Below are 24,355 nucleotides of genomic sequence, written 5' to 3'. Positions count from 1 at the left end.
CCGCGCCCATGCTGTCTTACTGTCATAGGACAATAGGAGAACCGGTGATCGAGTTCGTGCTCGACGGTCGCTCGAAGGTGGCCACCTACATGCAGTTGGTGCTCCAGGTGAAGCAGGCGCTCCGCGTCGGCATCGCCCAGCCGGGCGACCAGTTGCCCAAGGTGCGTGAGGTGGCCCGGACGCTGGCGATCAACCCGAACACGGTCCTCAAGGCGTACCGCGAGCTGGAGTTGGAGGGCCTGGCCGAGGGGCGGCCGGGCGTGGGCACCTTCCTGGTCGGCGACCTCGCCGGCCCCTCCCTGGCCCACCAGGCCGAGTTGCGCGAGGAGTTGGTGGCCTGGCTGCACAGGGCCCAGGCCGCCGGGCTCGGCCGCGAGGACATCGCGGCGCTGATCGACACCACGCTGCGGTCCACCCTCGACCGACCGGGGTCACCGTCTCCGAGAACAGTGCGGGAGCACAGATGACAGAAGAAGCCCACGAGGCCGCGTTGGAGACCGACGCGCTGGGCAAACGCTACGGCCGTGGCTGGGCGTTGCGGGACTGCTCGTTGCGACTGCCGGCCGGCCGGATCGCCGCACTGGTCGGGCCGAACGGGGCCGGCAAGTCCACCTTGCTGCACCTGGCCGTCGGACTGCTGCGACCCGACGCCGGCCGCGTTCGCGTCTTCGGCGGCGACCCGCGCGGCGACGCCGAGGCCCTGGCCGAGATCGGCTTCGTCGCCCAGGACACCCCGCTCTACCGGGACTTCACCGCCGACGAACTGATCACCATGGGCGCCAGGCTCAACCGCCGCTGGGACGCGAACCTCGCCCACGACCGACTGGCCGGCGTCGGCGTACCGACCCGCAAGCCGGTCGGCAGCCTCTCCGGCGGCCAACGCGCCCAGGTCGCGCTCGCGCTCGCCTTGGCCAAGCGGCCCCGGCTGCTGCTCCTCGACGAGCCGGCCGCCGCCCTCGACCCGCTGGCCCGCCACGAGTTCATGGGCGCCCTGATGAGCGCCGTCGCCGAGACCGGTACCACCGTGCTGCTCTCCTCGCACCTGCTCGCCGACCTGGAGCGGGCCTGCGACCACCTGATCCTGCTCCAGACCGCGCACGTCCAACTCGCCGGCGACGTCGACGACCTGCTCGCAGAACACCGCACCCTCGTCGGCCCGCGCACCGACCACCCGGAGGCCGTCCCCGGCGTGCGCGCCGTGATCCGGGCCAGCCACACCGACCGGCAGACGACCCTGCTCGCCCGCACCACGGGCGCCGGTCCTGCCGACCCCGCCTGGTCGGCGCACGAGGTGACCCTGGAGGACCTCGTCCTCGCCTACCTCGGCGCCGGCGACACCCGCCGCCCGGAGGTGACCGCGTGATCTGGCTGACCTGGCGCCAACACCGCAAGCAACTCCTCTACACGGCACTGGCGTTGGTCGCGCTCGCCGCCCTGATGGTGCCCACCGGGCTGAGCATGCACGGTACCTTCGAGGACTCGGGGCTCGCCGACTGCCTCGACGCGCTCGGCACCGAGGTGCTCGTCTCCGTCTCCGCCAGGACCGACACCTGCGGCCCGCTGCGCCAGCAGTTCATCGACGAGTTCAACAGCCTGTCCGTGGTGGCCATCCTCTTCATGGTGCTGCCGCTGCTCGTCGGCCTCTTCCTCGGCGCCCCACTGGTCTCCCGTGAGCTCGAACACGGCACCCACCGCCTCGTCTGGACCCAGGGCGTCAGCCGGCGCCGTTGGACCCTCACCAAGCTCGGCCTGCTGGGCGCCGTCACCCTCCCGCTCGCCGTGGTGTACGCGCTCGGCGTCACCTGGTGGTTCGCCCCCATGGCGGCCAACGGCACAGGACGCCTCGCCTACGGCTTCTTCGACGTCCAGGGCGTCGCCCCCGTCGGCTACACCCTCTTCGCCCTCGCCCTCGGTACCTTCGCCGGCACCGTGACCCGCCGCGTCATGCCCGCCATGGCCCTCACTCTCGGGGGCTTCGTCGCCGTCCGCCTGTTCGTCGAACTCGTGCTCCGCCCCCACTACCTGGCCCCCGAGGAGCTGACCTGGTCCACCACGAGCGGGGAGTGGCTCAACCCGGCGGCCGCCAGCTGGGAGTACGAGAGCGGCGTTCGGAACGCCGACGGCGAGCTCGTCAGCACCGGCCTGATCGGCTGTCCGCCGCACGACCCGGAGTGCCTGGACCGGGGCGGCGTCGAACCGGGCTCCTACAACTGGCAGCTCTACCAGCCAGGCGACCGCTTCTGGACCTTCCAGTCCATCGAGACCGGCCTCTTCCTCGCCCTGACCGCCCTGCTCTGCTACCTCGCGGTGCGCCGCATCCGCCGGATCTCCTGAGCCGGTCCCGCGGTCTCCGTGGCCCCGGGCCGGCGGAGCGCACCCACGAGACGACATCTGTGGGTGTGGTCGGCCGGCGCGATCGTCACCCGTGGCTGATGGGCCGACTCGCCGGCGCTGCCTAGCGTTGAGCCGCCCATGTGATCCACGACGGAGAGAGGCTGATGAGACGCAGAGCACTGACCGGCGCCCTGGCGGCCCTGGTCACCGCGAGCACCCTGTGCGCCACGACCGCCCAGGCCGCCGAGGCGGCGCCCTCCTCGGCGCCGCCTCGGCTCGCGGAGCCCGGGGGCGACCGCCCGATCGGCCTGGCCACGCTGCACCTGGTGGACGACGACCGCGCCGACCCCTGGGTGGCGGTCGAGCGCCGGGAATTGATGGTCTCCGTCTGGTACCCGGCGAGGGAGCCGTCCGACAGGCCCGCGCCGTACATGACGGCCGCCGAGTCCGCCACGTACCTGGAGGCCGGCGGGATCCCCCTGCCGCCGGACACGCTCACCACCGTGGTCACCCACGCCACCGTCGACGCCGAGCCGGTGCGCGCCCGCGCCGGGCTGCCGTTGGTCGTGCTCTCCCCGGGCTTCGGCATGCCGCGCGCGACGCTGACCGGGCTCGCCGAGGAGCTGGCCAGCCGCGGCTACGTCGTCGCCGGCATCGGCCACAACCACGAGGCGGACGGCATCACCTTCCCCGACGGGCGCACCACCGACTGCGTGGTCTGCGACGACCCCGACCACGCGGCGGTCGGGGAGGCGCGGGCCGCCGACGTCTCCCTCGTGCTCGACGAGCTCACCGGGGCCTCGCCGGCGTGGGAGCACGGCGAGCTGATCGACGCCGACCGCGTCGCCATGGTCGGACACTCGGCCGGCGGCTACAGCACCATCCCGACCCTGCTGTCCGACCCGCGCGTCCGGGCGGCGGTGAACATGGACGGCAACTTCCGCTATCCCAACGACATCCCCGTCGACCGCCCCGTGCTGATGTGGGGCCAGCCCAGCCACGTGCCCGGCGGCCCCGACCCCACCTGGGACGAGACCTGGGCCGAACTGACCGGCTGGAAGCGGTGGTTGAGCGTCGACGGGACGGAGCACCTCTCCTTCACGGACGTGGCTCCGCTGGGCGACCAACTCGGCATCCCCGTCCAGGAACTCGCCGGCGACCGCGCCGACGCGCTCACCCGCGCCTACGTCACGGCCTTCCTCGACCACCACCTGCGCGGCTGGCACGCGCGACTCCTGGACGGTCCCTCGGCGTGCTGCCCCGAGGTGCGGTTCCACCGGCCATAGCCGCCGAACTCAGGCCGGTGAGAACCGGATGGTGGCCGCCTCCCCGGAGATCTCCAGCACGAGGATCTCCAGGTCGTTGACGGTGGACGGGCTGCCCTGGTCCGGCAGTTGGGAGTTGAGGTATCCGGTGGTGCCGCCGGACGTCAGCGCGACGAGGTCGACCCCCGCCGCCGCGTCGATCGCGTTCACGGTGACGTGACCGACCCCGAGCGTGCCGTCGAGCGGGATCGCCGTGCCCTCCACCACGGCGATCTCGCACTCCCCGTCGCGGCAGTTCTCGATGTCAGAGGCGCTCACGGTCGGCGGCGGCGTGGTCGGCGTCGGGGTGGGAGTGGGGCTGGGCGGCTCCTCGGTCTCCTCAGGCTCCTCGGTCTCTGTCTCGGTCTCGGGTTCCGGCTCGGGCTCCGGTGCCTCCGATGATGGTGCGGCCGCCTCGGCGTCCCCGTCGTTCTCCGTCCCGCCTCCGCACCCGGCCAACGCGGTCACTCCCAGCAACAGGGCTCCGCACGCGATCAGTCGTCCCCTCCGCATGGCGCGCTCTCCTCGTCTGCCGATCACTTCTCGTGGGCGAGCAACTACTAACAGGGCGCCGGCGGGAGGGGTCCCGACGCCTGGGCCGGACGGTCGGTGCCGCTCGTGGCCGGCCCGGTTCGGAGGGTGACGGATCGTAGAATCCGGAGCATGTCGAACGAGTCGAACGTGATCGAACTGGCCCGGTTTCGGATCCTGGAGGGCGCCGAACACCTGCTGGTCAGTGAGCGGCCGCGGATGGTCGAGGCCCTGCACCGGCGGTTCCCCGGGTGTCTGGCCGCGTATCTGACCAGGGAGGACGACGGCGGCTGGCTGGACATGATCGTGTGGCGGAGCCGGGCGGAGGCCGAGGAGGCGGCGCGGATGATCACCACGGTTCCGGAGTGCGCCGCCTGGTTCGGGCACATCTCCGAGTCGGGCGGGATCCGGCACGTCGAGGTGGTCGACGCCTGGTCGGCCACGGGCACCGGCAGCTGAGTTCGATCAGCGGGCGGGCGGTGACGCCCGGGCCCCCAGCGCCATGGCGCGAGGAGGAGGGCGCGCGGACACGGCCGCGTTGAGCCAGGCGATATCCACAGGCTGTGGATGACCGGTCAGCGCCGGCGCGCGGCTCGCCGCCCCGGCGGGGCGTGGCCTCACTCCTGTGGAGCGGTCTCCCGGGGGGTGTCGGCCGCGCGGGCGGCCCGGATGGCGGCCTCGCGGCGGCGGACGATCAGCAGGCCGAGCAGCCCAAGGCCGACGCCGGCCGCGCAGGACCAGAGCCAGCGGGTGTGCCCGTGGTCCGCGTACCAGGAGTAGAACGGCAGTTGGGCGACGAACAGCACGGCCCAGACGATGGTGCCCACGGCGATGGTGGCCACGACGTTGCCCTCGAGGGGCTCGGGAGCCTCCCGCTTGCCCTTGGTCAAGTCACCCCAGCGCATGGAGCCAGCGTATCCGGCGGGCTGGTACCCGGCGGTGGGGGTGTGACGTCTCACTCTCCTCACTCCAATGGGTGCAAGGGAATGGACCCGAGCCTATGATCGTCATATATTTCGTTAGGCAAGCTAATGAGCAATGGCGGTGACGTATGCCCCACGCGATGATGGACGACCCGAACGACGCAGAGGCGGTGAACACGCTCCGGATGGGCGTGCTGCGACTGTCCCGCCGGCTGCGTCATCTCGGCGTCGACCACACGCTGAGCCTGGCCGAGCTGTCCGCCCTCGGCACGCTCTCCCGCTGCGGCGCCATGACCCCGGGGGAGCTCGCGCGCAAGGAGCACGTCCAGCCGCCGTCGATGACGCGGATTATCGCGCTGCTCCAGGAGCGCGACCTGGTGCGCCTCGAACCCCACCCCGAGGACCGCCGGCAGAAGCTGGTGGCCACCACCGACCAGGCGGCAGCGATGCTCGAGTCGAGCCGCCACCAGCGGAACGCCTGGCTGGCCAAGCTGATCGAGGAGCTCGACGAGGAGGAGTGGGCCGCGCTCCGCGAGGCGGCGCCCGTGCTGCACAAACTCGCGCACCTCTAGCGCCCGGCCGCCCTCGGGCCACCACCCCAGGAGACCTTCCCCACCCACGCACCGACGCACGATAGGAACCACAGCACGAAGGAGTGTTCCCCTTGAGTCCGGGACCCGGAGCAGGCTCCGCACCCCCCGCACCCCTGACGACCGACAAGATATCCACCTTCAGTTCGTTCCGGGTCCGCAACTACCGGATCCACTTCCTCGGCTCCGCCGTCTCCAACATCGGGACGTGGATGCAGCGCATCGCCCAGGACTGGCTGGTGCACGAGCTGACCGACTCGGCCGCCGCGGTCGGCATCACCATGGCGCTGCAGTTCCTGCCGTTCCTGCTGTTCGGCCTCTACGGCGGCGTGCTCGCCGACCGCGTCGACAAGCGGCGGCTGCTGATCGGCACCCAGACCGCGCTCGGCATCACCGGCGTCCTGCTCGCGGTGCTGACGCTCAGCGGCGTGGTCGAGGTCTGGCACGTCTACGCCCTCTCGTTCGCGGTGGGCCTGGCGACCGTGGTCGACAACCCGGCCCGCCAGACGTTCGTCTCCGACATGGTCGGCCCTGGGCTGCTGCGCAACGCGGTCTCGCTGAACTCCGCCAACTTCCAGTCGGCGCGGCTCGTCGGCCCGGCCGTGGCCGGCGTCGTGATCACCTCGGTGGGCGCCGGCTGGGCCTTTCTCTACAACGGGCTCTCGTTCATCGCGCCGATCGTCGGTCTCTGCCTGATGCGGACCTCGGAGCTCACCCCCGCCGAGCGGGTGCCACGCAGCAAGGGACAGCTGCGCGAGGGCCTGCGGTACGTGGGCGGCCGGCCCGACCTGCTGTGGATGATCGTGCTGGTCGGCTTCATCGGCACGTTCGGCTTCAACGCGGCGATCTGGCTGGTGGCGTTCACCGACCGGGTCTTCGACTCCGGCGCCGGCACCTACGGCCTGCTGAACTCGGTGATGGCGGCCGGCTCGGTGGCCGGGGCGCTGCTCGCGGCCCGGCGCGGCAGCCGGCGCATGCGGTTCACGGTGGCGGCGGGCGCGGCGTTCGGCCTGGCGCTGATGGTGGCGGCGCTGTCGCCGGTGTTCTGGCTGTTCGCGGTGTTGATGTTCCCCGTGGGCCTGACCGCGCTGATGTTCCAGGTGACGGCGAACTCCAGCATCCAGGTCGCCAGCGACCCGGCCATGCGGGGCCGGGTGATCAGCCTCTTCATGATGGTGTTCGTGGGCGGCACGCCGATCGGCGGCCCGCTGATGGGCTGGCTGACGGACGAGTTCGGCGCCCGGATCGGCATGATCGCGGGCGGCGCGATCTGCCTGGGCGGGGCGGTCGGCGTGGCCCTCGTCCTGGCCAGGATCGGCGGCCTCCGCCTCCAGATCACCCTCCGCGACGGCCGCCGCCGCGTGGCCCTCGTCCCCCGCGAAGTCCCCGCCATCCCCGGCGCGAGACCGGCGTAACGCCAGGCGCTGGCGCTCACTCTCGGCGGCGCGGCGCGGCGCGGCGCCGTGCGCCGGCTGCGTCGCGCCGCGTCGTCGGGCGTGGCGCGTGCGGGCCGGCCCTGGCGGGCTGGAGGTTCCGGGCCTTGGCCGTGCTTGTTCCCGGGGGTTGCGTCGGTTCGGCTGGTGTGAGGCCGTGTCGGCGTTGTGCGCCTGAGGCGGCGTTTCGCTCCGCGCGTGGGACGCGTGGTATCGCTTCGCGCCGTCGGGCGTGGCCCGTGCGCGTTGGCCCTGGCGGGCCGGTCCGCCAGGCGCGTTGTCCTCGGCGGCCGGCGGTTCTCGGCCCCGGAACGACGGCAGGCCGGCAAAGCGGCGCGGCCCGGCCGGCGCCGCGCTGACGCGGCGGGCGAGGAGTTGGCCTGGCCAGTCGCCGACCGTGAAGGTTTTGACGGGGGGTGAAGCCCTGGCTCTCGTAGTAGGCGACGAGGCGGCCGTCGTCGCCGGCGTAGCAGTCGACGCGGACGAGGTCGATCCGTTGACGGCGGGCCTCGGCGACGGCGTGGGCCAGGAGAGCCGCGCCGACGCCGAGGCCCTTGAAGCGGCGGTCGGTGACCAGCAGGTGGACGTAGACCTCGGGCTCGTCGACCGGGTCCACGTACTCCGTCGGTCCGGGGGTGAGCGTGACGACGCCGGCCGGTTCGCCGTCGAGCTCGGCGATCCACGGGGTGCCGGAGGCGACGATCTCCTGGACCCGGGTGACCGCCCTGGGGCGGGTGGACCACGGCTCGGTCCCCCACTGGCCGGTGCGGCCCAGGGAGACCAGCCACTCCACGGCGCCGTCCAGCATCGGCAGGATCAGGGGGACGTCCTCGGGGCCCCCGGCCCGCATCCGTATCGCGCTCGTGACTCCTCCACCTCGTAGTCGGGGCGGTTTCTCGCTATGCCGATCGGGCTTCGCGACGGGCCAGCCCGGCCCGTAGGACGTTCAGGGCAGCCACCGTGTCCGCGTGCGCGATGTGGCCGCACGATACGCAGTGGAACTTCTCCTGGGTGGGCCGGTTCTCCTTGGCGGTGTGCCCGCATTCGGGGCACCGCCGGGAGGTGTTGCGGGGGTCCACGGCCATCACTTCCCGTCCGGCGCTTTCAGCCTTGGCGGTCAGGATCTGGAGGAACACCCCCCATCCGGCATCGTTGATCGCGTGGTTCAGTCCGGCCTTCGCGGCGGCCCGGTTGGGCAGGAAGGCACCTGGCTTGTTGGGGTCGGGATTCGGCGCGGGTGCCTTGCGCATGTTGCTGATCTTGAGGTCTTCGTGCGCGATGAAATCGTGTTCACGCACGAGGACAAGCGCGGTCTTGTGGGCGTGGTCGAGCCGCTGACGGCGTACCTTGCCGTGCAGCTTGGCGACCTTCTCGACTGCCCGGCGGTGGTTGGCCGACCGCTTGTCCCGGCGGACACGGGGGAACCGAGCGAAAGCCCGCTGAGCGGCTTCAAGCTTCGCGGCGGCGCTGCGGCCGTGGCCCGGGTTGGGCACGAAAACGCCGCTGGAGTCAGCGAGGAAGTTGGCTACGCCAAGGTCGATGCCGACCACGTTGCCGGTTGCGGGCAGCGGCTCGGGCCGCTCCTGATCGGCGGTCAGCACCACATACCAGCGCTTGCCCTCGCGCTTGACGCTGACCGTCTTGACCTTGCCGAGGACTGGCCGGTGCTGGTTGACCTTGACGTGCCCAACACCCTGGAAGCGGACGCGGGTCACAGGATCGTGCGGGGTGGAATCCCAGCGGCAGCCGTCCCCGTCCTTGGGGAAATCCACCGTGTCGAACCAGTTGACACCCCGGAATCTCGGGTAGCCGGGGGCGTCGCCGGACTTGACGCGGCGGAAGAAGGCGGCGAACGCCTTGTCGAGTCGGCGAAGTGTGGCCTGCTGCGAGGAGAACGACCAGCGGCCCTGATGCTCTGGATCGAACGCCCGGATCTCCTTGAGTTGTGCCGACTGAGTCCCGTACTTGACGCTCGTCTTCGAGCTGTGCCGATAGGCGTCCCGACGCTCTTGCGGTGCGCCATTGTAGAGCGAGCAGTGATCGCGCAGTATCTCGGCGAGCGCCTGGCCCTGGCGGGCGGTGGGCCGCATGAGGAACTTGTACGCCCTGATCACCAGCCCACCTCCTCCGGTTCGAGTCGGCCTTGATCGTAGCCGGTCCTCAGCGACGAGATGCTGACGCGCTGCGAAGAGATCACGCACAAGCTCTGCGAGGACCTTCGAGGCCGACCTGAGCGAGTTCGACGGTGAGGAGGACCACGTGCACCTCCCGGTGCACTACCTGCCGAAGGTCGCCCTCTCCAACCTGGCCAACTCCCTCAAGGCCTCAGCTCACGCCGCTTGCGGCAGGAGTTCACCGGCCGCACGAACCGGGCGATCACGCACGGCCGATTCTGGTCTGGCTCCTACTTCGCCGGGTCCTGCGATGGTGCACCGCTCCAGGTGGTCAAGGGCTGCATCGAGAGCCAGAAGCGCCCCGACTGACTGCAGGCCGCTGGTGTAGCGTTCCGGAGCGATACAGGGACGCTCCGTGTCACAGGGGCAAGGATCGGATCCCCTCCGCACCTGAGGCGGGATTCCCTCCGATGACGAGGGACGGAGGCGGATACTAGAGGCTGTGAATGCCAGGAGCAGGAGCCGGATCGTGACGGCGGCGTTGGTGGCCTTGCTGGCCGTGGTGGTGCTGGCGGCGGCCCTCGGATAGGCCACCGCCGGCACCGTCAGGGGCGTGTCACCAGGCGAAGGCCTCGGGGGAGGCGCCGGGGCCGGGGAAGATCTCGTCGAGGCCGGCCAGCAGCTCGTCGTCGAGGTCGAGGTCCACCGCTCGCACCGCCGAGTCGAGCTGCTCGCGTACCCGGGGGCCGACGATCGGTCCGGTGACGCCCGGGCGGGTCAGCAGCCAGGCCAGGGCCGCCTCGCCGGGGGCGAGGCCGCGCTTGTCGAGCAGGTCCTCGTACGCCTGGATCCGCGCCCGCGTCGCGCCGTCGGCCAGCGCCTCGGCCGAGCGGCCGCCCGTGGAGCGGCTGCCGCCACCCTCCCGCTCCTTGCGGAGCGCGCCGCCGAGCAGCCCGCCGTGCAGCGGCGACCACGGGATGACGCCGAGCCCGTAGTGCTCGGCCGCCGGGATGACCTCCATCTCGGCGCGCCGCTCTGCCAGGTTGTAGAGGCACTGCTCGCTGACCAGGCCGAACGAGCCGCGCCGCGCGGCGGCCTCGTTGGCGCTCGCGATGTGCCAGCCGGCGAAGTTGGAGGAGCCGGCGTAGAGGATCTTGCCCTGGGTGACCAGCACGTCCATGGCCTGCCAGATCTCGTCCCACGGCGTGTTCCGGTCGACGTGGTGGAACTGGTAGAGGTCGATGTGGTCGGTCCGCAGCCGGCGGAGGCTGGCGTCGACCGCGCGACGGATGTTGAGCGCCGAGAGCCGGTCGTGGTTGGGCCACGCGGGGTCCTCGGCGGCCATGTTCCCGTAGACCTTGGTGGCGAGCACCACCTTGTCGCGGCGGTCGCCGCCCTTGGCGAACCAGGAGCCGATGATCTCCTCGGTGCGGCCCTTGTTCTCGCCCCACCCGTACACATTGGCGGTGTCGAAGAAGTTGACGCCCGCGTCGAGCGCGGCGTCCATGATGGCGTGGCTGTCCGCCTCGTCGGTGAGCGGTCCGAAGTTCATGGTCCCGAGGACCAGTCGGCTGACCTTGAGTCCGGTGCGTCCGAGTTGCGTGTACTTCATGGGGCAAGCCAACGCCCTGGAGCGCGCTCCAGGCAAGCGGAGCCGTCCCGACGGTTATTCAGGCCCGGCGTGCGAGGCGGCGGGCATGCCTGCCGCGCCGCCCCCCGCAGGCGGCACGGTCGGCCGCATGGCTGGCTGGCTTTGTCCTGTGCCAGTCACGTGCAGCGACCGTACGGAGCGGTACCGGACGCCGCAACGCGATCGTCCGTTATGTCGCCCGCTGTTGACGTTCCTTCGCGCAATGTTCTCGCGATGACCGCTCAACCCGTCGGTTCGGAACGGCGTCTTCCGTTGAAGCCACGGGCGCCGGCGATGACCGCGCCGAGCGCCGCGAGCCCCGCGCCGGCCAGCACGAGCCAGGGGGAGGTGGTGAGCGAGCACTCCACGACGCTGTTCAGGATCGTCTCCGCGCGCTCTCCCGTGGCGCCCAACTCGTCGGCGATGTAGGCGCGGGCGAACCGGTCGGGGTCGGCGAGGGTGCGCAGCGCGAAGCCGACGGCCACCAGCGCGGGGACGGCCGCGCCCAGCACGACCAGGGCGCGCTTCCCCAGGACGCCGGCCAGCAGGAGCAGCGCGGCGAGCGCCGCCGCGGTGAGCGTGTAGACGCCGTCGCCGTTCATGCCGCTGAGCTCCGTGGTGCCCCACTGCTGGTGCTCGATGACCGACCAGTCGAGTAACGAACCGGATATCGCCAGGATCGAGCCGGCCAGGGCGGCCAACGCCGGGAGGATCGAGGGGCGATCGGCGGCGACCTGGGCCGCGGTCGTCACGCTCCGACCGTGTGCGGTAGTCATGGTCAGCGACACTATGGGGCGACGAAGCGTGGCCACAAGGTAGCTGAGCGCGATTTGAGAAAACCCGGCCGTCCGTGTCGCCGTCACCCGGTCGGATGGCAGGCTTGGCCCATGCCGACCTGGATCGTTCCGCCGTCGACCGCGCCCCGCCGTACCGCCACCCTCGCCGCCGGGCTGCTGCTGGCCGCCCTGGCCCCCGGGGCCGCGACGGCCGCCGAGGACGACGCCGGCGGGGCGCCGTCCGCGTTCACCGTCGAGGACCCGCGGATCACCGAGTCGAGCGGCATCCAGGCCAGCCGGCGCCACCCGGGCGTCTACTGGACCCACAACGACCAGGATCCGGCGGGCCCCAACCTCTACGCCGTGGACTCCGCGACCGGGCAGACGGTCGCCACCGTCACCCTGAGCGGCGTCGAGGGGCGGGACCTGGAGGCGATCTCGATCGGCCCGGACGGCGACCTCTACGTCGGCGACATCGGGGACAACCTCGACGGCGGCTGGCCCGAGGTATGGATCTACCGCCTCCCCGAGCCGGCCGAGCTGGCGGACGCGACGGTGACGCCCACCGTGTACCCCGTCACCTACGCGGATGGGCCTCGCGACGCCGAGGCGCTGATGGTGCATCCGGAGACCGGCCGGGTCTACGTCGTGAGCAAGAAGCAGGACGGCACGGGCGCGCTCTACGCCGCGCCTGGCGAGCTGTCGACCGAGGGCGTCAACACGCTGGAGCGGGTGGCCGACATCGGCCTGTGGACGACGGACGGGGCGTTCTCGCCCGACGGCACGCGTCTGGTGCTGCGCGGCTACTTCGCGGCCCGCGTGTACCGGTGGGAGGACGACGGTCCTGTGCCCATCGAGCGGAGCGTGTTCCCGCCGGTGCAGCAACAGGGCGAGTCGGTGACCTTCGCGCCGGACGGCCGGACCCTGATGTTCGGCACGGAGGGCGCGGGCAGCGAGGTGGAGCCGGTCGAGCTCTCCGGTGACCTGCTGCCGGTTGCCGCGGGCGCGGAGGAGGACGGCGTTGATGAGGGCCGGGACGGCACCGGCGGCGAGAACGCCGCCTCGTCCGACGGTGGCGACGGCGCCGACGCCGACGACTCCGGGCTGCTCACGCGGGGCGCGGTGCTGGTCGGCCTCGGCGTCGTGGCCGTGCTCGGTCTGCGCAGGCTGCTGCGCGGCGGCGGGGGCCGCCGCCGCGGCGCCTGAGCGCGGCGCCCTGACGGGCGGGTCAGGCCGCGACGCGCCGTGACGAGCTGTCAGGCGGTTTCGGCGCGGTGACCGCCTCGAAGACTGGTCGCCCGACGGGCGGGTCAGGTCGGCCGTTTGGCGCGATGAAGGCCGGTGCCGGTGCCCTGAGGGGCGGGTCAGGCCGCTGGTCCCGTGGCGCGGTGACCGCCTCGGTTGGCCTGACGGCCGTCAGGCCCCTCGCTTGGAGGTGATGAACGCCTCGAATCCGTCGAGCAGCAGGGCCAGGCCGAACCGGAGGGTGTACTCGGCGCTCTCCTCGGTGAAGGTGTCGTCGTCGAGCGCGAACACCCTGGGGTAGGCGCCGCTGGCCAGCGCCAGCTTCATCACGGGTCCCTGCGCGGCCCAGAACTCCTCCTGGGTCAGCTCGGCCCCCTCGTTGGCCTGGGCGCCCAGCACGTGCTGCCTGGCCAGGCCACTGACGTACGCGTCGAGCGTGGTGATCAGGCCGATCTTCTCCCGGCTGGTCAGTCCGAGGCCGTCGAGCGCGGACAGCGCGAACTCGAAGTTGGCCAGCGCGTTGGGGCCGAGCAGCGGGCGGGCCCGGTTGACCTGGAGCAGCCAGGGGTGGCGCAGGTGGAGCTGGTAGGTCCCCTCGCCGACGATCTCCAGGGTGGCGCGCCAGTCCCTGCCGCGCCGCTCCTCCAGGTCGGGGCTCGGCGCCTCGACGTGGTCGAGCATCAGGTCGATCAGCTCGCTCTTGCCCGGCACGTAGCGGTAGAGCGACATGGTGCCGACGCCGAGCGCGGCGGCCACGTTGCGCATGGACAGGGCCGCGATGCCGTACCGGTCGGCGAGCTTGACGGCGGCCTCGACGATGCGCTCCAGGGTGAGCCCCGGCTTCGGGCCCCGGGTCGACGGCTCCCGGCCGCGCCACATCAGCTCAAGGCTGCGACTGATGTCGCCGCGTCCGCTGTGTGCCGAGGTCATGGCTGGTCATTGTAGGCCGCCGCCGTCGCGGAAAATAAATGGGTACGGCGTACGCGGTTGTGGTTACACTGGCCGCCACACCGACGACAAACGGACGAGAACCACCGGAGGGGGCCCATGGAGTACTCCGTGATCGCCGAGGGGCTGCGCAAGCGATACGGCGACAAGACCGCCGTCGACGGCCTCGACCTGCGGGTGCGGCGCGGCACCGTCTGCGGGCTGCTCGGGCCGAACGGCGCGGGCAAGACCACCTCGGTCCGCATGCTGTCCACGCTGGTGCGGCCCGACGGCGGCCGGGCCGAGGTCGGCGGCCACGACGTGGTGCGCCGCCCCGACCTGGTGCGCCGCCGCATCGGCCTCACCGGGCAGCACCCGGCCGTCGACGAGATCCTGACCGCCCGGCAGAACCTGCGCATGTTCGGCCGGCTCTTCCACCTGAGCCACCAGGAGGCCAGGGCCAGGGCCGAGGAGCTGCTGGCGCAGTTCAGCCTCGACGAGGCGGCGGACAAGCAGGTCAAGGAGTTCAGCGGCGGCATGCGGCGCCGGCTCGACCTGGCGGCCAGCATGATCCTGGCGCCCGAGGTGCTGTTCCTCGACGAGCCGACCACCGGGCTCGACCCGCGTGGCCGCCGCGAGGTCTGGGACGCCGTGCGGGGGCTGACCGCCACCGGCACCACCGTGCTGCTGACCACCCACTACCTGGACGAGGCCGACAAGCTCTCCGACTGGATCTGCGTCGTCGACCGGGGCCGCAAGGTCACCGAGGACACCCCGGCCGGGCTCAAGCGCGCGGTCGGCGGGGACCGGATCGAGGTGGTGCTCGCCGACCCGGCCGACCTGCCCGTCGCCGCAGGGGCTGTGGCCCGGGCGACCGGCGGCCGTCAGCCGGAGACGGACGAGGCCGAGCTGCGGGTGCACGCCCCGGTGACCGACGGCGTGGCCGCCCTGACCGAGGTCGCCCGCACCCTCCAGGACGCGGGCGCCGCCGTGCTCGACATCGGGCTGCGCCGGCCCACCCTCGACGAGGTGTTCCTGCGGCTGACCGGCGACCAGTCCACCGAGGAGAAGACGAAGGAGGACGTGGCATGAGCACCGTCATCAACGGTGACGAGCGCCGGCTCTACTGGGCGTTCGTCGACTGCGGGACGATCGTCAGACGCGAGCTCGGACACCTGGCGAAGCAGCCGTCCATGATCGCCTGGCAGCTGGGCTTCCCGATCGTCTCCGTGCTGCTCTACGTCTACGTCTTCGGCAGCGCCATGGACGTCGGCGAGGGCCAGGACTACACGACGTTCGTCATGCCCGGCATGTTCGCCATGACCATGGCCTTCGGCTTCATGAACACGGCGGTGGCGGTGACGGTCGAGAAGGACCGTGGCGTGATCGACCGCTTCCGGTCGATGCCGATGGCCCGCTCCGCCGTCGTCGCGGGGCGCGGGGTGGCCGACGTGCTGCACGCGGGCGTCGACCTGGCCGTGATGGCGCTGATCGCGCTCGTTATCGGCTGGCGCTCGGACGGCTCGCTCGTCGAGACCGTCTACGCGTTCCTGCTGCTGCTCCTGCTGCGGTTCGCGCTGATCTGGATCGGCGTCTACCTCGGCCTGCTGGTGCCCAACCAGGAGGCGGCCGGCAACCTGTTCGCCGTCGCGTTCCCGTTCGGCATGATCTCCAGCGTCTTCACGCCGCCGTCGCTGATGCCGGACTGGCTGGGCGCGATCGCCATGTGGAACCCGGTCTCCTCCACGGCCACCGCGGTCCGCGAGCTCTTCGGCCTGCCGTCCACCGCCGGCGACAGCTGGATCGAGCAGCACGCCCTGCTGATGTCCGTGGTCTGGCCGTTGGTCATCACGGCCGTCTTCCTCCCGCTCGCCGTCCGCCGCTACCAGGCGCTGGGGAAGTAGTCGTCCGAACGAGATCCGGGGGCCGCCGAGCGGCCCCCGGGCCCACCGCGTCCTACAGGCGCTCGATGACGTGGTCGACGCAGCGGGTCAGCGCCTCCACGTCGGCCGGGTCGATCGCCGGGAACATCGCGACGCGCAGCTGGTTGCGGCCCAGCTTCCGGTACGGCTCGGTGTCCACGACGCCGTTCGCGCGCAGCACCTTGGCGACCGCCGCCGCGTCCACGTCGTCCGCGAAGTCGATGGTGCCCACGACCTGGGAGCGCTGCGCCGGGTCCGCGACGAACGGGGAGGCGTACTCGGCCTTCTCCGCCCAGCCGTAGAGCCGGGACGCCGAGTCGGCGGTGCGCTCGGTGGCCCAGGCCAGGCCGCCCTGGCCGTTGATCCACTCCAGCTGCTCGTTCAGCAGGAACAGCGTGGCGAGCGCCGGGGTGTTGTAGGTCTGGTTCTTCCGCGAGTTGTCGATGGCGGTCGGCAGCGAGAAGAACTCGGGGATGTGCCGCCCGGAGGCCGCGATCCGCTCCGCCCTGGCGATCGCCGCCGGCGAGAACACCCCCACCCACAGGCCGCCGTCCGCCGCGAACGACTTCTGCGGCGCGAAGTAGTAGACGTCGGTCTCGGTGATGTCGATCGGCAGGCCGCCCGCGCCCGAGGTGGCGTCCACCAGCACCAGCGAGCCCTCGTCGGCGCCGGGCACCCGGTGGATCGGGGCCGCCACGCCCGTCGAGGTCTCGTTGTGGGTCAGGCCGTAGGCGTCGGCGCCCCGCTCGGCCCGCGGCTGCGGGTGGGTGCCTGGCGGCGCCGTGACGACCGTCGGCTCGTCGAGCCAGGGTGCCTTGCTGGCGGCCTTGGCGAACTTCGAGGAGAACTCCCCGAACGACAGGTGCTGCGACTTGGCCTCGATCAGACCGTGCGTCGCGACGTCCCAGAAGGCGGTGGAGCCGCCGTTGCCCAGCACGACCTCGTACTCCTCGGGCAGCGAGAACAGCTCCCGGACCCCGGCGCGCACCCTGCCGACCAGGTCCTTGACGGGGGCCTGACGGTGGGAGGTGCCGAGCAGGGAGCTCCCGGTCGCGGCCAGGGCGCTCAGCGCCTCGGTGCGCACCTTGGAGGGGCCGGAACCGAACCGGCCGTCGGCGGGCTTGATGTCAGCGGGAATCTGGATATCGGCCACGGCCGGAGCGTAGCCCCTCCGGCGCCCGCACCGCACATCTGGTGTACCTCGGCAGCCTGACGGCCGGGGGAAGGACCGGTGTCAGCGCCGCCAACCCACCGGCGCGAAGCGGGCCGGCAGCGCGGTGAGGCCACGCAGCCAGGGCGCAGGGCGGTGGGTCAACTCCTCCGCGTCGACGGCCAGTTCGATGTCCGGCAGGCGGTCGAGCAGCACCTCGGCGCCGGTCCTCGTGACGGTCTCGGCGATCTCCTGTGCCGGGAACGGGCAGCGGCGCTCGCCGTGGCCGAAGGACAGGTAGGCGTTGTTCGCGGGGGAGCCGGTGACCGGCTCGGGCACCGGCTCGGGTTCGCTGACCAGGCCGGCGAGCCCGTAGAACGCGGCCGCGGCGGCCACCGGGGCGCTGGTGCCGTGCACCAGCGGGTCGCCGTTGGCGCCCTGCAGGCCGAGCAGCAGCAGGTCCCCGGCGCGCAGCTGCCGCGGGCCGAGCTGGACGTCGCGGGTGGCCCAGCGGCCCACGACCGTCTGCGTCGGGGTGTCCCGCCACATCACCTCGTTCATCGCCCGCTCCACGCCGAACCGGCCGCCGGCCTCCGAGGCGGCGTAGCGGGCGTCGGTCAGCATCAGCCGCAGCGTGTTGCCGAGCCAGTCCGCGGTCGGCAGGTGGCCGGCGGCGATCAGCACCGCCAGGTCCTCGGCCAGCTCCGGCTCGGCAAGCTCGGACGCGCCCGCCACGGTCGCGGCGGCCAGCATCCTGGACGGCACGTCGGCGCCGGGCGCCGCGCGCCTGGCGGCGAGCAGCCGCCCCATGGCCGTGACGAGCCGGGCCCGCGCCCGGTGCGCGGCCACGCCGCCCGCCATGCCCTGCCGGAGCGCGTCGAAGAGCTCGGGCGCCTCCTCCTCCGGCAGGCCGATGAGCTCGGCCAGCACCAGGAACGGCAGCCGGGTGGCGTAGTCGGCGACCAGCTCGGCCCGGCCGTCGGGGCCGAACCCGTCGACCAGGGCGTCCGCGATCCGCTCGGCGTGCCGGCGCAGCTCGCCAGGCTCCACGGCCTCCAGCGCGTCGCTGAGCACGGCGGCGCGCCTGGCGTGCGCCTCGCCGACCGTGTGCAGCAGGGACCCGCCGCGCGGCGCGATGAGCGGCAGCAGCGGCCAGTCGGCCGGGACGCTCGCCCACTGGTTCCAGTGGGCCGGGTCGCGGGTGTAGGTGTCGGGATCGCTGCTGACCCGGTGCACCTCGCGGTAGCCGATGACCAGCCAGGCCGGGATGTCCGAGGGCAGCAGCACTGGGACGACTGAGCCGTGCCGGTGCCGCAGCTCGCGGTAGAGGGTCACGGGGTCGGTGTGGAAGCGGTCCGAGTCGAGCGGCACCGCGTCCGGGGTCAACGGGCGGGCCGGCACGGTCACCTGGCGGCCCCCGGGGCGCCGACGGCGCCGCCCACCCGGGCCGTGGAGAGCCGGTGCAGGTGGGTGACCAGCTCGATCAGCACGCCCTTGCTCGACGCTCTTGACCTGGCGTCGCAGTCGACCAGCGGCACCTCGTCCGGCAGGTCGAGGGCGTCGCGGATCTGCTCGTGGCTGTGGGCCGGGCCGCCGAAGTCGTTGCGGGCCACGATGAACGGGGTGCCGTGGTGCTCGAGCCGGTCGATCGCGTACCAGGAGTCCTGCAGCCGCCGGGTGTCGACCAGCACCACCGCGCCGAGCGTGCCGGAGAACAGCCGGTCCCACAGGAACCAGAACCGCTCCTGCCCCGGCGCGCCGAACAGGTAGAGCACGGTCTGCTCGTTGAGGCTGATGCGCCCGAAGTCGAAGGCGACGGTGGTGGAGGTCTTGCCGCTGACGCCGGTCAGGTCGTCCACCTCCTGCCCGGCCCTGGTCATGATCTCCTCGGTGTTCAGCGGCCGGATGTCGCTGACGGAGCGGACCATGGTGGTCTTGCCGACGCCGAAGCCGCCGACGATCACGATCTTCAGGCCGTTGCTCGCCTGGCTGCCCAGGTGGTCGCGCGCGGCGGGACGGTCAGAGGTTGCGGAGTCCAACGAGCACCTGCTCAAGGAGATGGGAGTCGGGAAGACCGTCCGCCCGGGCGGCGACGGTACGGGGGTGGCGAGCGCTGATCAGGCCCTGCTCCAGCAGGTCGCTCAGCATGACGCGGACGATGGTGACCGGCAGCCTGAGCTCGGCCGCCACCTCCACCACGGCGGTGGGGTAGCGGCACATCCGCAGGATCCTGCGGTGCTCGGACTGCATACCGGGCACCGGTTCCGACTCGCTCACCACGAGCGTGACCAGGTCGAACTCGTCCGAAGCCCGGCTGCGCCCCCGGGTGAGGGTGTACAGCCGGTCGGGATCCTCGTCCCGGCCCCGCCGGCTCATGCCGATTCGCCGCCCTCGGCGGCGTGCCGCGGCGGCGCGCTCAGGTGCTCGCCCAACTGCTCCACCAGCTCGCTCATGTTGTGGCCGATCAGCCCGACGTCGGCGCTCTCGTCCGCCACGATCGCCAGGTGCGCGCCGTCGCCGGCCTCCACGATGAACAGGATCCCGCCGTAGAACTCGGTCATCGACTGCCGGACGCCGCCTGTGCCGTCGCCGAACTCGATCGAGGCGCCGTGCGAGAGGCTCTGGATGCCGGCCGAGATGGCGGCCAGCTGGTCGGCCTGGTCCTCGGAGAGCTCGGGGGTGCGACACAGCTTGAGGCCGTCCCTGGAGAGGACGAGGGCGTGCCGGGCGCCCGGCGTGCGGGACAGCAGGTTCTCCAGCAGCCAGTCGAGCTTGTCGTCCGCGGCGCCGGTGCCCTTGGCGTGCTGGTGGTCCCCCGAGGATGGAGCGGTCATGGGGTGTCGTCCTCCGGTTGGGCGGTGGGAGCGGTGGGAGCGGAAGGCGTGGGGGGTTCGGCTGGAGTCGCCGCCTGGTCGGGCCCGGGCGCCTGGGCCCGACCCTGTCCCTGGAGGGCCTGGCGGAAGGCGCTGAAGCGGGTGCCCGACTCGGCGCAGGAGGGGGTCTGCTGGTTGGCGTCGCGCGGCCGGTCGAGTCCCTGCGGGTGCGCCTTGGCCAGGGTGCGGCCGCGCCGGCGCTTGGGCAGGCCGGCCGCGTTGAGCTGCGGGAGACCGCCGGTCGCGGCCGGGTCGCCGCCGTCCCCGGCCGGGGCGTGCTCGGCGGTGGGGCGCGGCGCGGCCGGCGCCTCGGCGGCCCGGCCGCCGGCGGCCGCCAGGGCCACGGCCCCGCCGGCCGCCGGCTCCCTGACGCTCGCCGGGGTGCCGTCGCCCGAGGGCCGCAGCCGGACGGTGCGGGCCGGCCGGGTCGTGCTGCTGTCGGGGCCGTCGATGCGGTCGGCCCTTGGCCGGGTGATGAGGTCCTGCGGGATCATCAGCAGGGCCCCGGTGCCGCCGCGCGCGGACGGCCGGAAGGAGACGGAGAGGCCGTGCTTGCGGGCCAGCACGCCCACCACGGCCAGGCCGAGGCGGGTGCCGGAGAGCGTCGTCAGGTCGAGGGCCTCGCTCGAGACGGCCCGCTCGGCGCGGCGCAGCGCCACCTCGCTCATCACCAGGCCGCTGTCCTCGACGGTGATGACGACGCCGGCCGGCACCTCCTCCGCGTAGACGTGCACCTCGGAGTTGGGCGGCGAGAAGTTGGCCGCGTTGTCCATGAGCTCCGCCAGCGCGTGCATCACGCCCTCGGCGGCGTGCCCCGCGACGGCGACGCCGACCGCCGAGTGCAGCCTGACCCGCTGGTAGCCGCCGATCCGGCCCATCGCGCCGCGCAGGATGCTCTCCATCACGATCGGCTTGCCCCACCGGCGGCCCGACCTGGCGCCGGTGAGCACCGCGATGCTGTCGGCGAGCCGGCCGGCCTGTGCGGTGCGGTGGTCGAGGTGCAGCAGGTCCTCGAGCACGTCCTCGTCCGCGTGCCGGTGCTCCATCTCGCGCAGGCTGGCGAGCATGCTCGTGGACAACGCCTGCATGCGGCCGGCCGCGTTGGCGCAGGCGGCCATGGCGGCCGCCTTGGTGGCCTCGCCGCGGGCGATCTCCTGGGCCATGGTGCGCAGCACCCGCTGCGTCTGCGTGTCGTCCGGGCGCTCGACGGCGGCGATCGCGGTCTCGGCCGAGGCACCGCCGCGCAGCCGCTCCACCAGGCGCGGCACCGAGGTGTCGACGAAGCGGGCGACGGCACGCTCATGGGCCTCGACCCGCTCCCGCAACACCCGGTACCTGCCGGCCTGGGCGGTCGCGACGGCCACGGCCGCGCACAGCGCGAGCGCCGCGACGCCGCCGCCGACGGCCATCGGGGTGCGGAACGAGTCGGGGGCCGCGGCGAGGGCGGCGGCCCAGGCGAGGCCGGTGACGGCGGCCGAACCGAGCAGCGCGATCACTGTCGGCCGCAGCGGGGGGCGCACCGCCCGGTGGTGCGGAGGTATGTGCGCTGTCATGAGCCGAAGACCTCGCTGACGGGGGGTCTGTTCAATTCGCCCACACTATAGGTGACTTCCCACCTCGGGATCAGAAGCTCGGTATGGAACTGATATGGAGACCGTTTCGGCGTCGTGTGCCGTTTCTGTGTGATCGACGCGTGTTTCCGGCCGTTGACGATCGATTCCCGCCGGCCGAACGGGCAGGCTGTGCTCATGCGTGATCAATCGGGACAAGACCGGGGACGGGGAGGATCGGCGGCGACGGACCTCGCGGCGGCGCTGCGCGCCACCGTGCGCGGCGACGTCGACTTCGACGCGGCCGGCCGGGCGCTGGTCACCATGGACGCCTCCAACTACCGGCGGGTGCCGGTCGGCGTCGTCGCGCCGCGCGACGCCGACGACGTGGCCGCCACGCTCGCCGTCTGCCGCGCGCACGGCACCCCCGTCGTGCCCCGGGGCGGCGGCACCAGCATCGCGGGACAGGCCACCGGCACCGGCGTCGTCCTCGACTTCACCCGCCACATGGACCGGGTGCTGGCCATCGACCCCGAGGCCCGCACCGCCGTCGTCCAACCGGGCGTCGTCTGCGACACGTTGCGCGACGCCGCCGCCGCGCACGGCCTGACCTTCGGCCCCGACCCGTCGACGCACAGCCGCTGCACCATCGGCGGCATGATCGGCAACAACGCCTGCGGCTCGCACTCCGTCGCCTGGGGCACCACCGCCGACAACACGCTCGCGCTCGACGTCCTCACCTACCGCGGCGACCACGCCCGCCTCGACCGGGGCGGCCACGACGTGCCGGCGGCGCTGCGCTCGGCCGTCGAGACGCTCGTCGGCGACCGGCTCGCGCTGCTGCGCACCGGCTACCCGGAGCTGCCGCGCCGCATCTCCGGCTACGCGGTCGACGAGCTGCTGCCGGAGAAGGGCCGCGACTGGGCCCGCGCCTTCACCGGCAGCGAGGGCACGCTCGGCGTGCTCACCGCGGCCACCGTGCGCCTGGTGCCGTCCCCGGCGGCGCGGGCGCTCGCCGTGCTCGGCTACCCGGACGAGTCGGCCGCCGCCGAGGCGGCCCCCGGGCTGCTGGCGCTCGGGCCGCTGACCGTGGAGGGCATGGCCGCCGACCTGGTCGACGAGCGTGCGCTCTCCGTGCTTCCGCCGGGCGGCGCCTGGCTGTTCGTGGAGACCGGCGGCGCCGAACGGGCCGAGGCGGTCGCGGCGGCGGAGGCCGTCTGCCGCGCCGCCGGATCGACCCTCACCGGCCGCACCGTGGTGGCGGAACCGGCCGGGCAACGGGTGCTGTGGCGGGTACGGGAGGACGCCTCGGGCACCGCGACCCGGCTGCCGGACGGCGGCGAGGCCTGGCCAGGATGGGAGGACTGCGCCGTGCCGCCGGCCAGGCTCGGCCCCTACCTCCGGGAGTTCCGCGGCCTGCTGCGCGACCACGGGCTGCGCGGCGCGCCCTACGGCCACTTCGGCGACGGCTGCATCCACATCCGCATCGACTTCGACCTGCTGACCACCGACGGCATCGCGCGGTTCCGGGAGTTCAGCGTCGAACTGGCCGACCTGGTGGCCGCGCACGGCGGCTCGCTCTCCGGCGAACACGGCGACGGACTGGCGCGCGCCGAACTCCTGCCCCGCATGTACGGACCCGAACTGGTCGGCGTCTTCAGCGAGTTCAAGGACCTGTGGGACCCGGACGGCGGCCTCAACCCCGGGGTGCTGGCCCGCCCGGCGCCGCTCGACGCCAACCTCCGCTTCACCGGGCTCCCGGTGAGGCCCGGCCCGTTGGCCTTCTCCTACCCCGACGACGGCGGCGACTTCTCGGCGGCCGTCCGGCGCTGCGTCGGCGTCGCGCGCTGTCGGGTGACAGCCCCTGGCACCGACGTGATGTGCCCGTCCTACCGCGTCACCCGCGACGAGACGCACTCCACCAGGGGCCGGGCCAGGCTGCTGCACGAGATGCTGATCGGCGAGGTCGTCACGGACGGCTGGCGCTCCCCCGAGGTGCGGGACGCGCTCGACCTCTGCCTGTCCTGCAAGGGCTGCCGCGGCGACTGCCCGGTGGGCGTCGACATGGCCACCTACAAGGCGGAGTTCCTACACCACCACTACGCCGGCCGACTGCGCCCCGCCTCCCACTATGCGCTCGGCCGCCTCCCGAGGTGGCTCGACCTCGTCTCCACGCTGCGGCTCGCGCCGCTGGCCAACGCGGCCGTCGGGCTCGGCCCGCTCGCCACCCTGGTTAAGCACCTCGCCGGCATCGCCCCACAGCGCGCCATCCCGCCGCTGCCCGCCACGTCCTTCGTGCGCGGCTGGCGCCCGCGGCCCGCCGGCGCCGGCCGGCCGGTCCTCCTCTTCCCCGACACCTTCACCAACCACCTCGCCCCCTCGGCCGGCCACGCGGCGGCCCGCGTCCTGACGGCGGCCGGCCTACGGCCCGCCGTGCCCCGGCGGCAGGTCTGCTGCGGGCTCACCTACGTCACCACCGGCCAACTCGACCAGGCGCGCGCGGTGATGCGCCGCACCCTGACCCGGCTCGCGCCGGCCCTCGCCGCCGAACTCCCCGTCACGGTGCTCGAGCCGCCGTGCGCGGCGGCGCTCCGCACCGACCTCCCCGAACTCCTCCCCGACGATCCGCGCGCCGCCCGACTCGCCTCTCTGGTCCACACGTTCGCCGAGACGCTGGAACGCCACGCGCCCGAGTGGGAGCCGCCGCGCCTCGGCCGCCCGGTCGTCGGCCAGACCCACTGCCACCAACACGCCGTCCTCGGCGACGCACCCGACCGCCGCCTCCGCGAACGCGCCGGCCTGGTGGGGGAGTTGTCCTCCGGCTGCTGCGGCCTCGCCGGCAACTTCGGCTTCGAGAAGGGCCACTACGACGTCTCCGTCGCCTGCGCCGAGGACCACCTGCTCCCCGCGCTCCGCGCGGCCCCGGAGAACGCGACGGTCCTCGCCGACGGCTACTCCTGCCGCACCCAACTCACCCACCTGAGCCCGGACCACCACCCCCTCCACCTGGCCGAGGCCCTGGCCGCCGCGCTGGCCACGGACGGCACGGACTG

At 72.9% G+C, this 24,355-nt stretch carries 24 protein-coding genes and 1 pseudogene; 12 read left to right on the top strand and 13 right to left on the bottom strand.

Features of this window, described 5'->3' with window-relative positions:
• The first annotated feature begins 44 nt into the window (after positions 1–44).
• The 4 genes from E1265_RS07790 (at position 45) to E1265_RS07775 (ending at position 3,620) form a co-directional block, all read left to right on the top strand.
• Entirely contained in the window at positions 45–467 is a 423-nt protein-coding gene (locus E1265_RS07790) for a GntR family transcriptional regulator (protein ID WP_132929497.1), read from the top strand.
• Positions 464–1,363, top strand: coding sequence for an ABC transporter ATP-binding protein (locus tag E1265_RS07785; protein ID WP_132929496.1), 900 nt, complete (start codon positions 464–466; stop codon positions 1,361–1,363). Before E1265_RS07790 ends, E1265_RS07785 begins: the two co-directional genes overlap by 4 nt.
• The gene (locus E1265_RS07780) at positions 1,360–2,334 is read left to right on the top strand and encodes an ABC transporter permease subunit (RefSeq protein WP_132929495.1); all 975 of its coding nucleotides are present in this window, start codon (positions 1,360–1,362) and stop codon (positions 2,332–2,334) included. Before E1265_RS07785 ends, E1265_RS07780 begins: the two co-directional genes overlap by 4 nt.
• Before the next feature lie 164 nt (positions 2,335–2,498).
• Entirely contained in the window at positions 2,499–3,620 is a 1,122-nt protein-coding gene (locus tag E1265_RS07775) for an alpha/beta hydrolase (RefSeq protein WP_132929494.1), read from the top strand.
• 9 nt (positions 3,621–3,629) lie between these two features.
• On the opposite strand, the gene E1265_RS07770 is transcribed toward E1265_RS07775, so the two are convergent.
• Positions 3,630–4,151 carry a hypothetical protein gene (locus E1265_RS07770; RefSeq protein WP_132929493.1) on the bottom strand — a complete coding sequence of 174 codons (522 nt, stop codon included), beginning with the start codon at positions 4,149–4,151 and terminating at the stop codon, positions 3,630–3,632.
• A 150-nt stretch (positions 4,152–4,301) separates the two neighbouring features.
• Between E1265_RS07770 and E1265_RS07765 the strand changes: the two genes are divergently transcribed.
• Positions 4,302–4,628 (top strand): antibiotic biosynthesis monooxygenase, encoded by a 327-nt coding sequence (locus E1265_RS07765; RefSeq protein WP_132929492.1) that lies wholly within the window; start codon positions 4,302–4,304, stop codon positions 4,626–4,628.
• Positions 4,629–4,786: 158 nt separating this feature from the next.
• Here the strand turns inward: E1265_RS07765 and E1265_RS07760 are convergent, their stop codons facing one another.
• The gene (locus E1265_RS07760) at positions 4,787–5,074 is read right to left on the bottom strand and encodes a DUF2530 domain-containing protein (RefSeq protein ID WP_132929491.1); all 288 of its coding nucleotides are present in this window, start codon (positions 5,072–5,074) and stop codon (positions 4,787–4,789) included.
• A gap of 158 nt (positions 5,075–5,232) precedes the next feature.
• Between E1265_RS07760 and E1265_RS07755 the strand changes: the two genes are divergently transcribed.
• Both E1265_RS07755 and E1265_RS07750 read left to right on the top strand, forming a co-directional pair.
• Positions 5,233–5,664: a MarR family transcriptional regulator gene (locus tag E1265_RS07755; RefSeq protein ID WP_132929490.1), complete on the top strand. Its 432-nt coding sequence runs from the start codon at positions 5,233–5,235 to the stop codon at positions 5,662–5,664.
• A 92-nt stretch (positions 5,665–5,756) separates the two neighbouring features.
• Positions 5,757–7,097 (top strand): MFS transporter, encoded by a 1,341-nt coding sequence (locus tag E1265_RS07750; protein WP_132929489.1) that lies wholly within the window; start codon positions 5,757–5,759, stop codon positions 7,095–7,097.
• 16 nt (positions 7,098–7,113) lie between these two features.
• On the opposite strand, the gene E1265_RS40645 is transcribed toward E1265_RS07750, so the two are convergent.
• Both E1265_RS40645 and E1265_RS07740 read right to left on the bottom strand, forming a co-directional pair.
• A complete protein-coding gene (locus tag E1265_RS40645) occupies positions 7,114–7,965 on the bottom strand; it encodes a GNAT family N-acetyltransferase (protein WP_347877165.1) in 852 nt (283 codons plus the stop codon).
• 49 nt (positions 7,966–8,014) lie between these two features.
• Positions 8,015–9,229: an RNA-guided endonuclease TnpB family protein gene (locus E1265_RS07740; protein ID WP_132929488.1), complete on the bottom strand. Its 1,215-nt coding sequence runs from the start codon at positions 9,227–9,229 to the stop codon at positions 8,015–8,017.
• A 219-nt stretch (positions 9,230–9,448) separates the two neighbouring features.
• Here E1265_RS07740 and E1265_RS37900 point away from each other — a divergent pair.
• Positions 9,449–9,598 (top strand): annotated as a pseudogene (locus tag E1265_RS37900) (transposase); the annotation flags it as partial.
• Positions 9,599–9,845: 247 nt separating this feature from the next.
• Here E1265_RS37900 and E1265_RS07730 read toward each other — a convergent pair.
• Together E1265_RS07730 and E1265_RS07725 are read right to left on the bottom strand one after the other, a co-directional pair.
• The gene (locus E1265_RS07730) at positions 9,846–10,841 is read right to left on the bottom strand and encodes an aldo/keto reductase (RefSeq protein ID WP_132929487.1); all 996 of its coding nucleotides are present in this window, start codon (positions 10,839–10,841) and stop codon (positions 9,846–9,848) included.
• Between the two features lie 260 nt (positions 10,842–11,101).
• Entirely contained in the window at positions 11,102–11,635 is a 534-nt protein-coding gene (locus E1265_RS07725) for a hypothetical protein (RefSeq protein WP_165953683.1), read from the bottom strand.
• Between the two features lie 111 nt (positions 11,636–11,746).
• Here E1265_RS07725 and E1265_RS07720 point away from each other — a divergent pair, with 111 nt between their 5' ends.
• Entirely contained in the window at positions 11,747–12,841 is a 1,095-nt protein-coding gene (locus E1265_RS07720) for a hypothetical protein (RefSeq protein WP_132929485.1), read from the top strand.
• A gap of 210 nt (positions 12,842–13,051) precedes the next feature.
• Here the strand turns inward: E1265_RS07720 and E1265_RS07715 are convergent, their stop codons facing one another.
• Complete coding sequence (locus E1265_RS07715; RefSeq protein ID WP_132929484.1) at positions 13,052–13,810, bottom strand: TetR/AcrR family transcriptional regulator; 759 nt, start codon at positions 13,808–13,810, stop codon at positions 13,052–13,054.
• A 117-nt stretch (positions 13,811–13,927) separates the two neighbouring features.
• Between E1265_RS07715 and E1265_RS07710 the strand changes: the two genes are divergently transcribed.
• Complete coding sequence (locus tag E1265_RS07710) at positions 13,928–14,899, top strand: ATP-binding cassette domain-containing protein (protein WP_132929483.1); 972 nt, start codon at positions 13,928–13,930, stop codon at positions 14,897–14,899.
• Positions 14,896–15,711, top strand: a complete 816-nt coding sequence (locus tag E1265_RS07705; protein ID WP_132929482.1) for an ABC transporter permease — start codon at positions 14,896–14,898, stop codon at positions 15,709–15,711. Before E1265_RS07710 ends, E1265_RS07705 begins: the two co-directional genes overlap by 4 nt.
• A gap of 52 nt (positions 15,712–15,763) precedes the next feature.
• On the opposite strand, the gene serC is transcribed toward E1265_RS07705, so the two are convergent.
• The 6 genes from serC to E1265_RS07675 form a co-directional block, all read right to left on the bottom strand.
• Positions 15,764–16,882, bottom strand: a complete 1,119-nt coding sequence (gene serC, locus E1265_RS07700; protein WP_132929481.1) for a phosphoserine transaminase — start codon at positions 16,880–16,882, stop codon at positions 15,764–15,766.
• Between the two features lie 81 nt (positions 16,883–16,963).
• Positions 16,964–18,286 (bottom strand): cytochrome P450, encoded by a 1,323-nt coding sequence (locus E1265_RS07695; RefSeq protein WP_243740603.1) that lies wholly within the window; start codon positions 18,284–18,286, stop codon positions 16,964–16,966.
• On the bottom strand, positions 18,283–18,918 hold the full coding sequence (locus E1265_RS07690; RefSeq protein ID WP_132929480.1) for an ATP/GTP-binding protein: 636 nt from the start codon (positions 18,916–18,918) through the stop codon (positions 18,283–18,285). The genes E1265_RS07695 and E1265_RS07690 overlap by 4 nt, the downstream gene beginning before the upstream one ends.
• Positions 18,899–19,255, bottom strand: a complete 357-nt coding sequence (locus E1265_RS07685) for a DUF742 domain-containing protein (RefSeq protein WP_132929479.1) — start codon at positions 19,253–19,255, stop codon at positions 18,899–18,901. Before E1265_RS07685 ends, E1265_RS07690 begins: the two co-directional genes overlap by 20 nt.
• Positions 19,252–19,713 (bottom strand): roadblock/LC7 domain-containing protein, encoded by a 462-nt coding sequence (locus E1265_RS07680; protein ID WP_132929478.1) that lies wholly within the window; start codon positions 19,711–19,713, stop codon positions 19,252–19,254. Before E1265_RS07680 ends, E1265_RS07685 begins: the two co-directional genes overlap by 4 nt.
• Positions 19,710–21,305 carry an ATP-binding protein gene (locus E1265_RS07675; protein WP_132929477.1) on the bottom strand — a complete coding sequence of 532 codons (1,596 nt, stop codon included), beginning with the start codon at positions 21,303–21,305 and terminating at the stop codon, positions 19,710–19,712. Before E1265_RS07675 ends, E1265_RS07680 begins: the two co-directional genes overlap by 4 nt.
• A gap of 195 nt (positions 21,306–21,500) precedes the next feature.
• Between E1265_RS07675 and E1265_RS07670 the strand changes: the two genes are divergently transcribed.
• On the top strand, positions 21,501–24,355 hold a 2,855-nt coding region (locus E1265_RS07670), incomplete at its 3' end, for an FAD-binding and (Fe-S)-binding domain-containing protein (protein ID WP_132929476.1).

Origin of the sequence: Streptomyces sp. 8K308 (genome assembly GCF_004348315.1) — a bacterium.
Taxonomy (GTDB): domain Bacteria; phylum Actinomycetota; class Actinomycetes; order Streptomycetales; family Streptomycetaceae; genus Streptomyces.
The sequence above is the reverse complement of the archived record's forward strand: the minus strand, read 5'-3'. Positions and strand labels throughout refer to the sequence as shown.

Coding starts and splice junctions, on each gene's coding strand:
- E1265_RS07785 (WP_132929496.1), top strand. CDS start 464: ATGACAGAAGAAGCCCACGAGGCCGCGTTGGAGACCGACGCGCTGGGC.
- E1265_RS07755 (WP_132929490.1), top strand. CDS start 5,233: ATGATGGACGACCCGAACGACGCAGAGGCGGTGAACACGCTCCGGATG.
- E1265_RS07720 (WP_132929485.1), top strand. CDS start 11,747: ATGCCGACCTGGATCGTTCCGCCGTCGACCGCGCCCCGCCGTACCGCC.
- E1265_RS07770 (WP_132929493.1), bottom strand. CDS start 4,151: ATGCGGAGGGGACGACTGATCGCGTGCGGAGCCCTGTTGCTGGGAGTG.
- E1265_RS07705 (WP_132929482.1), top strand. CDS start 14,896: ATGAGCACCGTCATCAACGGTGACGAGCGCCGGCTCTACTGGGCGTTC.
- E1265_RS07675 (WP_132929477.1), bottom strand. CDS start 21,305: ATGACAGCGCACATACCTCCGCACCACCGGGCGGTGCGCCCCCCGCTG.
- E1265_RS07775 (WP_132929494.1), top strand. CDS start 2,499: ATGAGACGCAGAGCACTGACCGGCGCCCTGGCGGCCCTGGTCACCGCG.
- E1265_RS07765 (WP_132929492.1), top strand. CDS start 4,302: ATGTCGAACGAGTCGAACGTGATCGAACTGGCCCGGTTTCGGATCCTG.
- E1265_RS40645 (WP_347877165.1), bottom strand. CDS start 7,965: ATGCGGGCCGGGGGCCCCGAGGACGTCCCCCTGATCCTGCCGATGCTG.
- E1265_RS07760 (WP_132929491.1), bottom strand. CDS start 5,074: ATGCGCTGGGGTGACTTGACCAAGGGCAAGCGGGAGGCTCCCGAGCCC.
- E1265_RS07725 (WP_165953683.1), bottom strand. CDS start 11,635: ATGACTACCGCACACGGTCGGAGCGTGACGACCGCGGCCCAGGTCGCC.
- E1265_RS07730 (WP_132929487.1), bottom strand. CDS start 10,841: ATGAAGTACACGCAACTCGGACGCACCGGACTCAAGGTCAGCCGACTG.
- E1265_RS07680 (WP_132929478.1), bottom strand. CDS start 19,713: ATGACCGCTCCATCCTCGGGGGACCACCAGCACGCCAAGGGCACCGGC.
- E1265_RS07685 (WP_132929479.1), bottom strand. CDS start 19,255: ATGAGCCGGCGGGGCCGGGACGAGGATCCCGACCGGCTGTACACCCTC.
- E1265_RS07715 (WP_132929484.1), bottom strand. CDS start 13,810: ATGACCTCGGCACACAGCGGACGCGGCGACATCAGTCGCAGCCTTGAG.
- E1265_RS07710 (WP_132929483.1), top strand. CDS start 13,928: ATGGAGTACTCCGTGATCGCCGAGGGGCTGCGCAAGCGATACGGCGAC.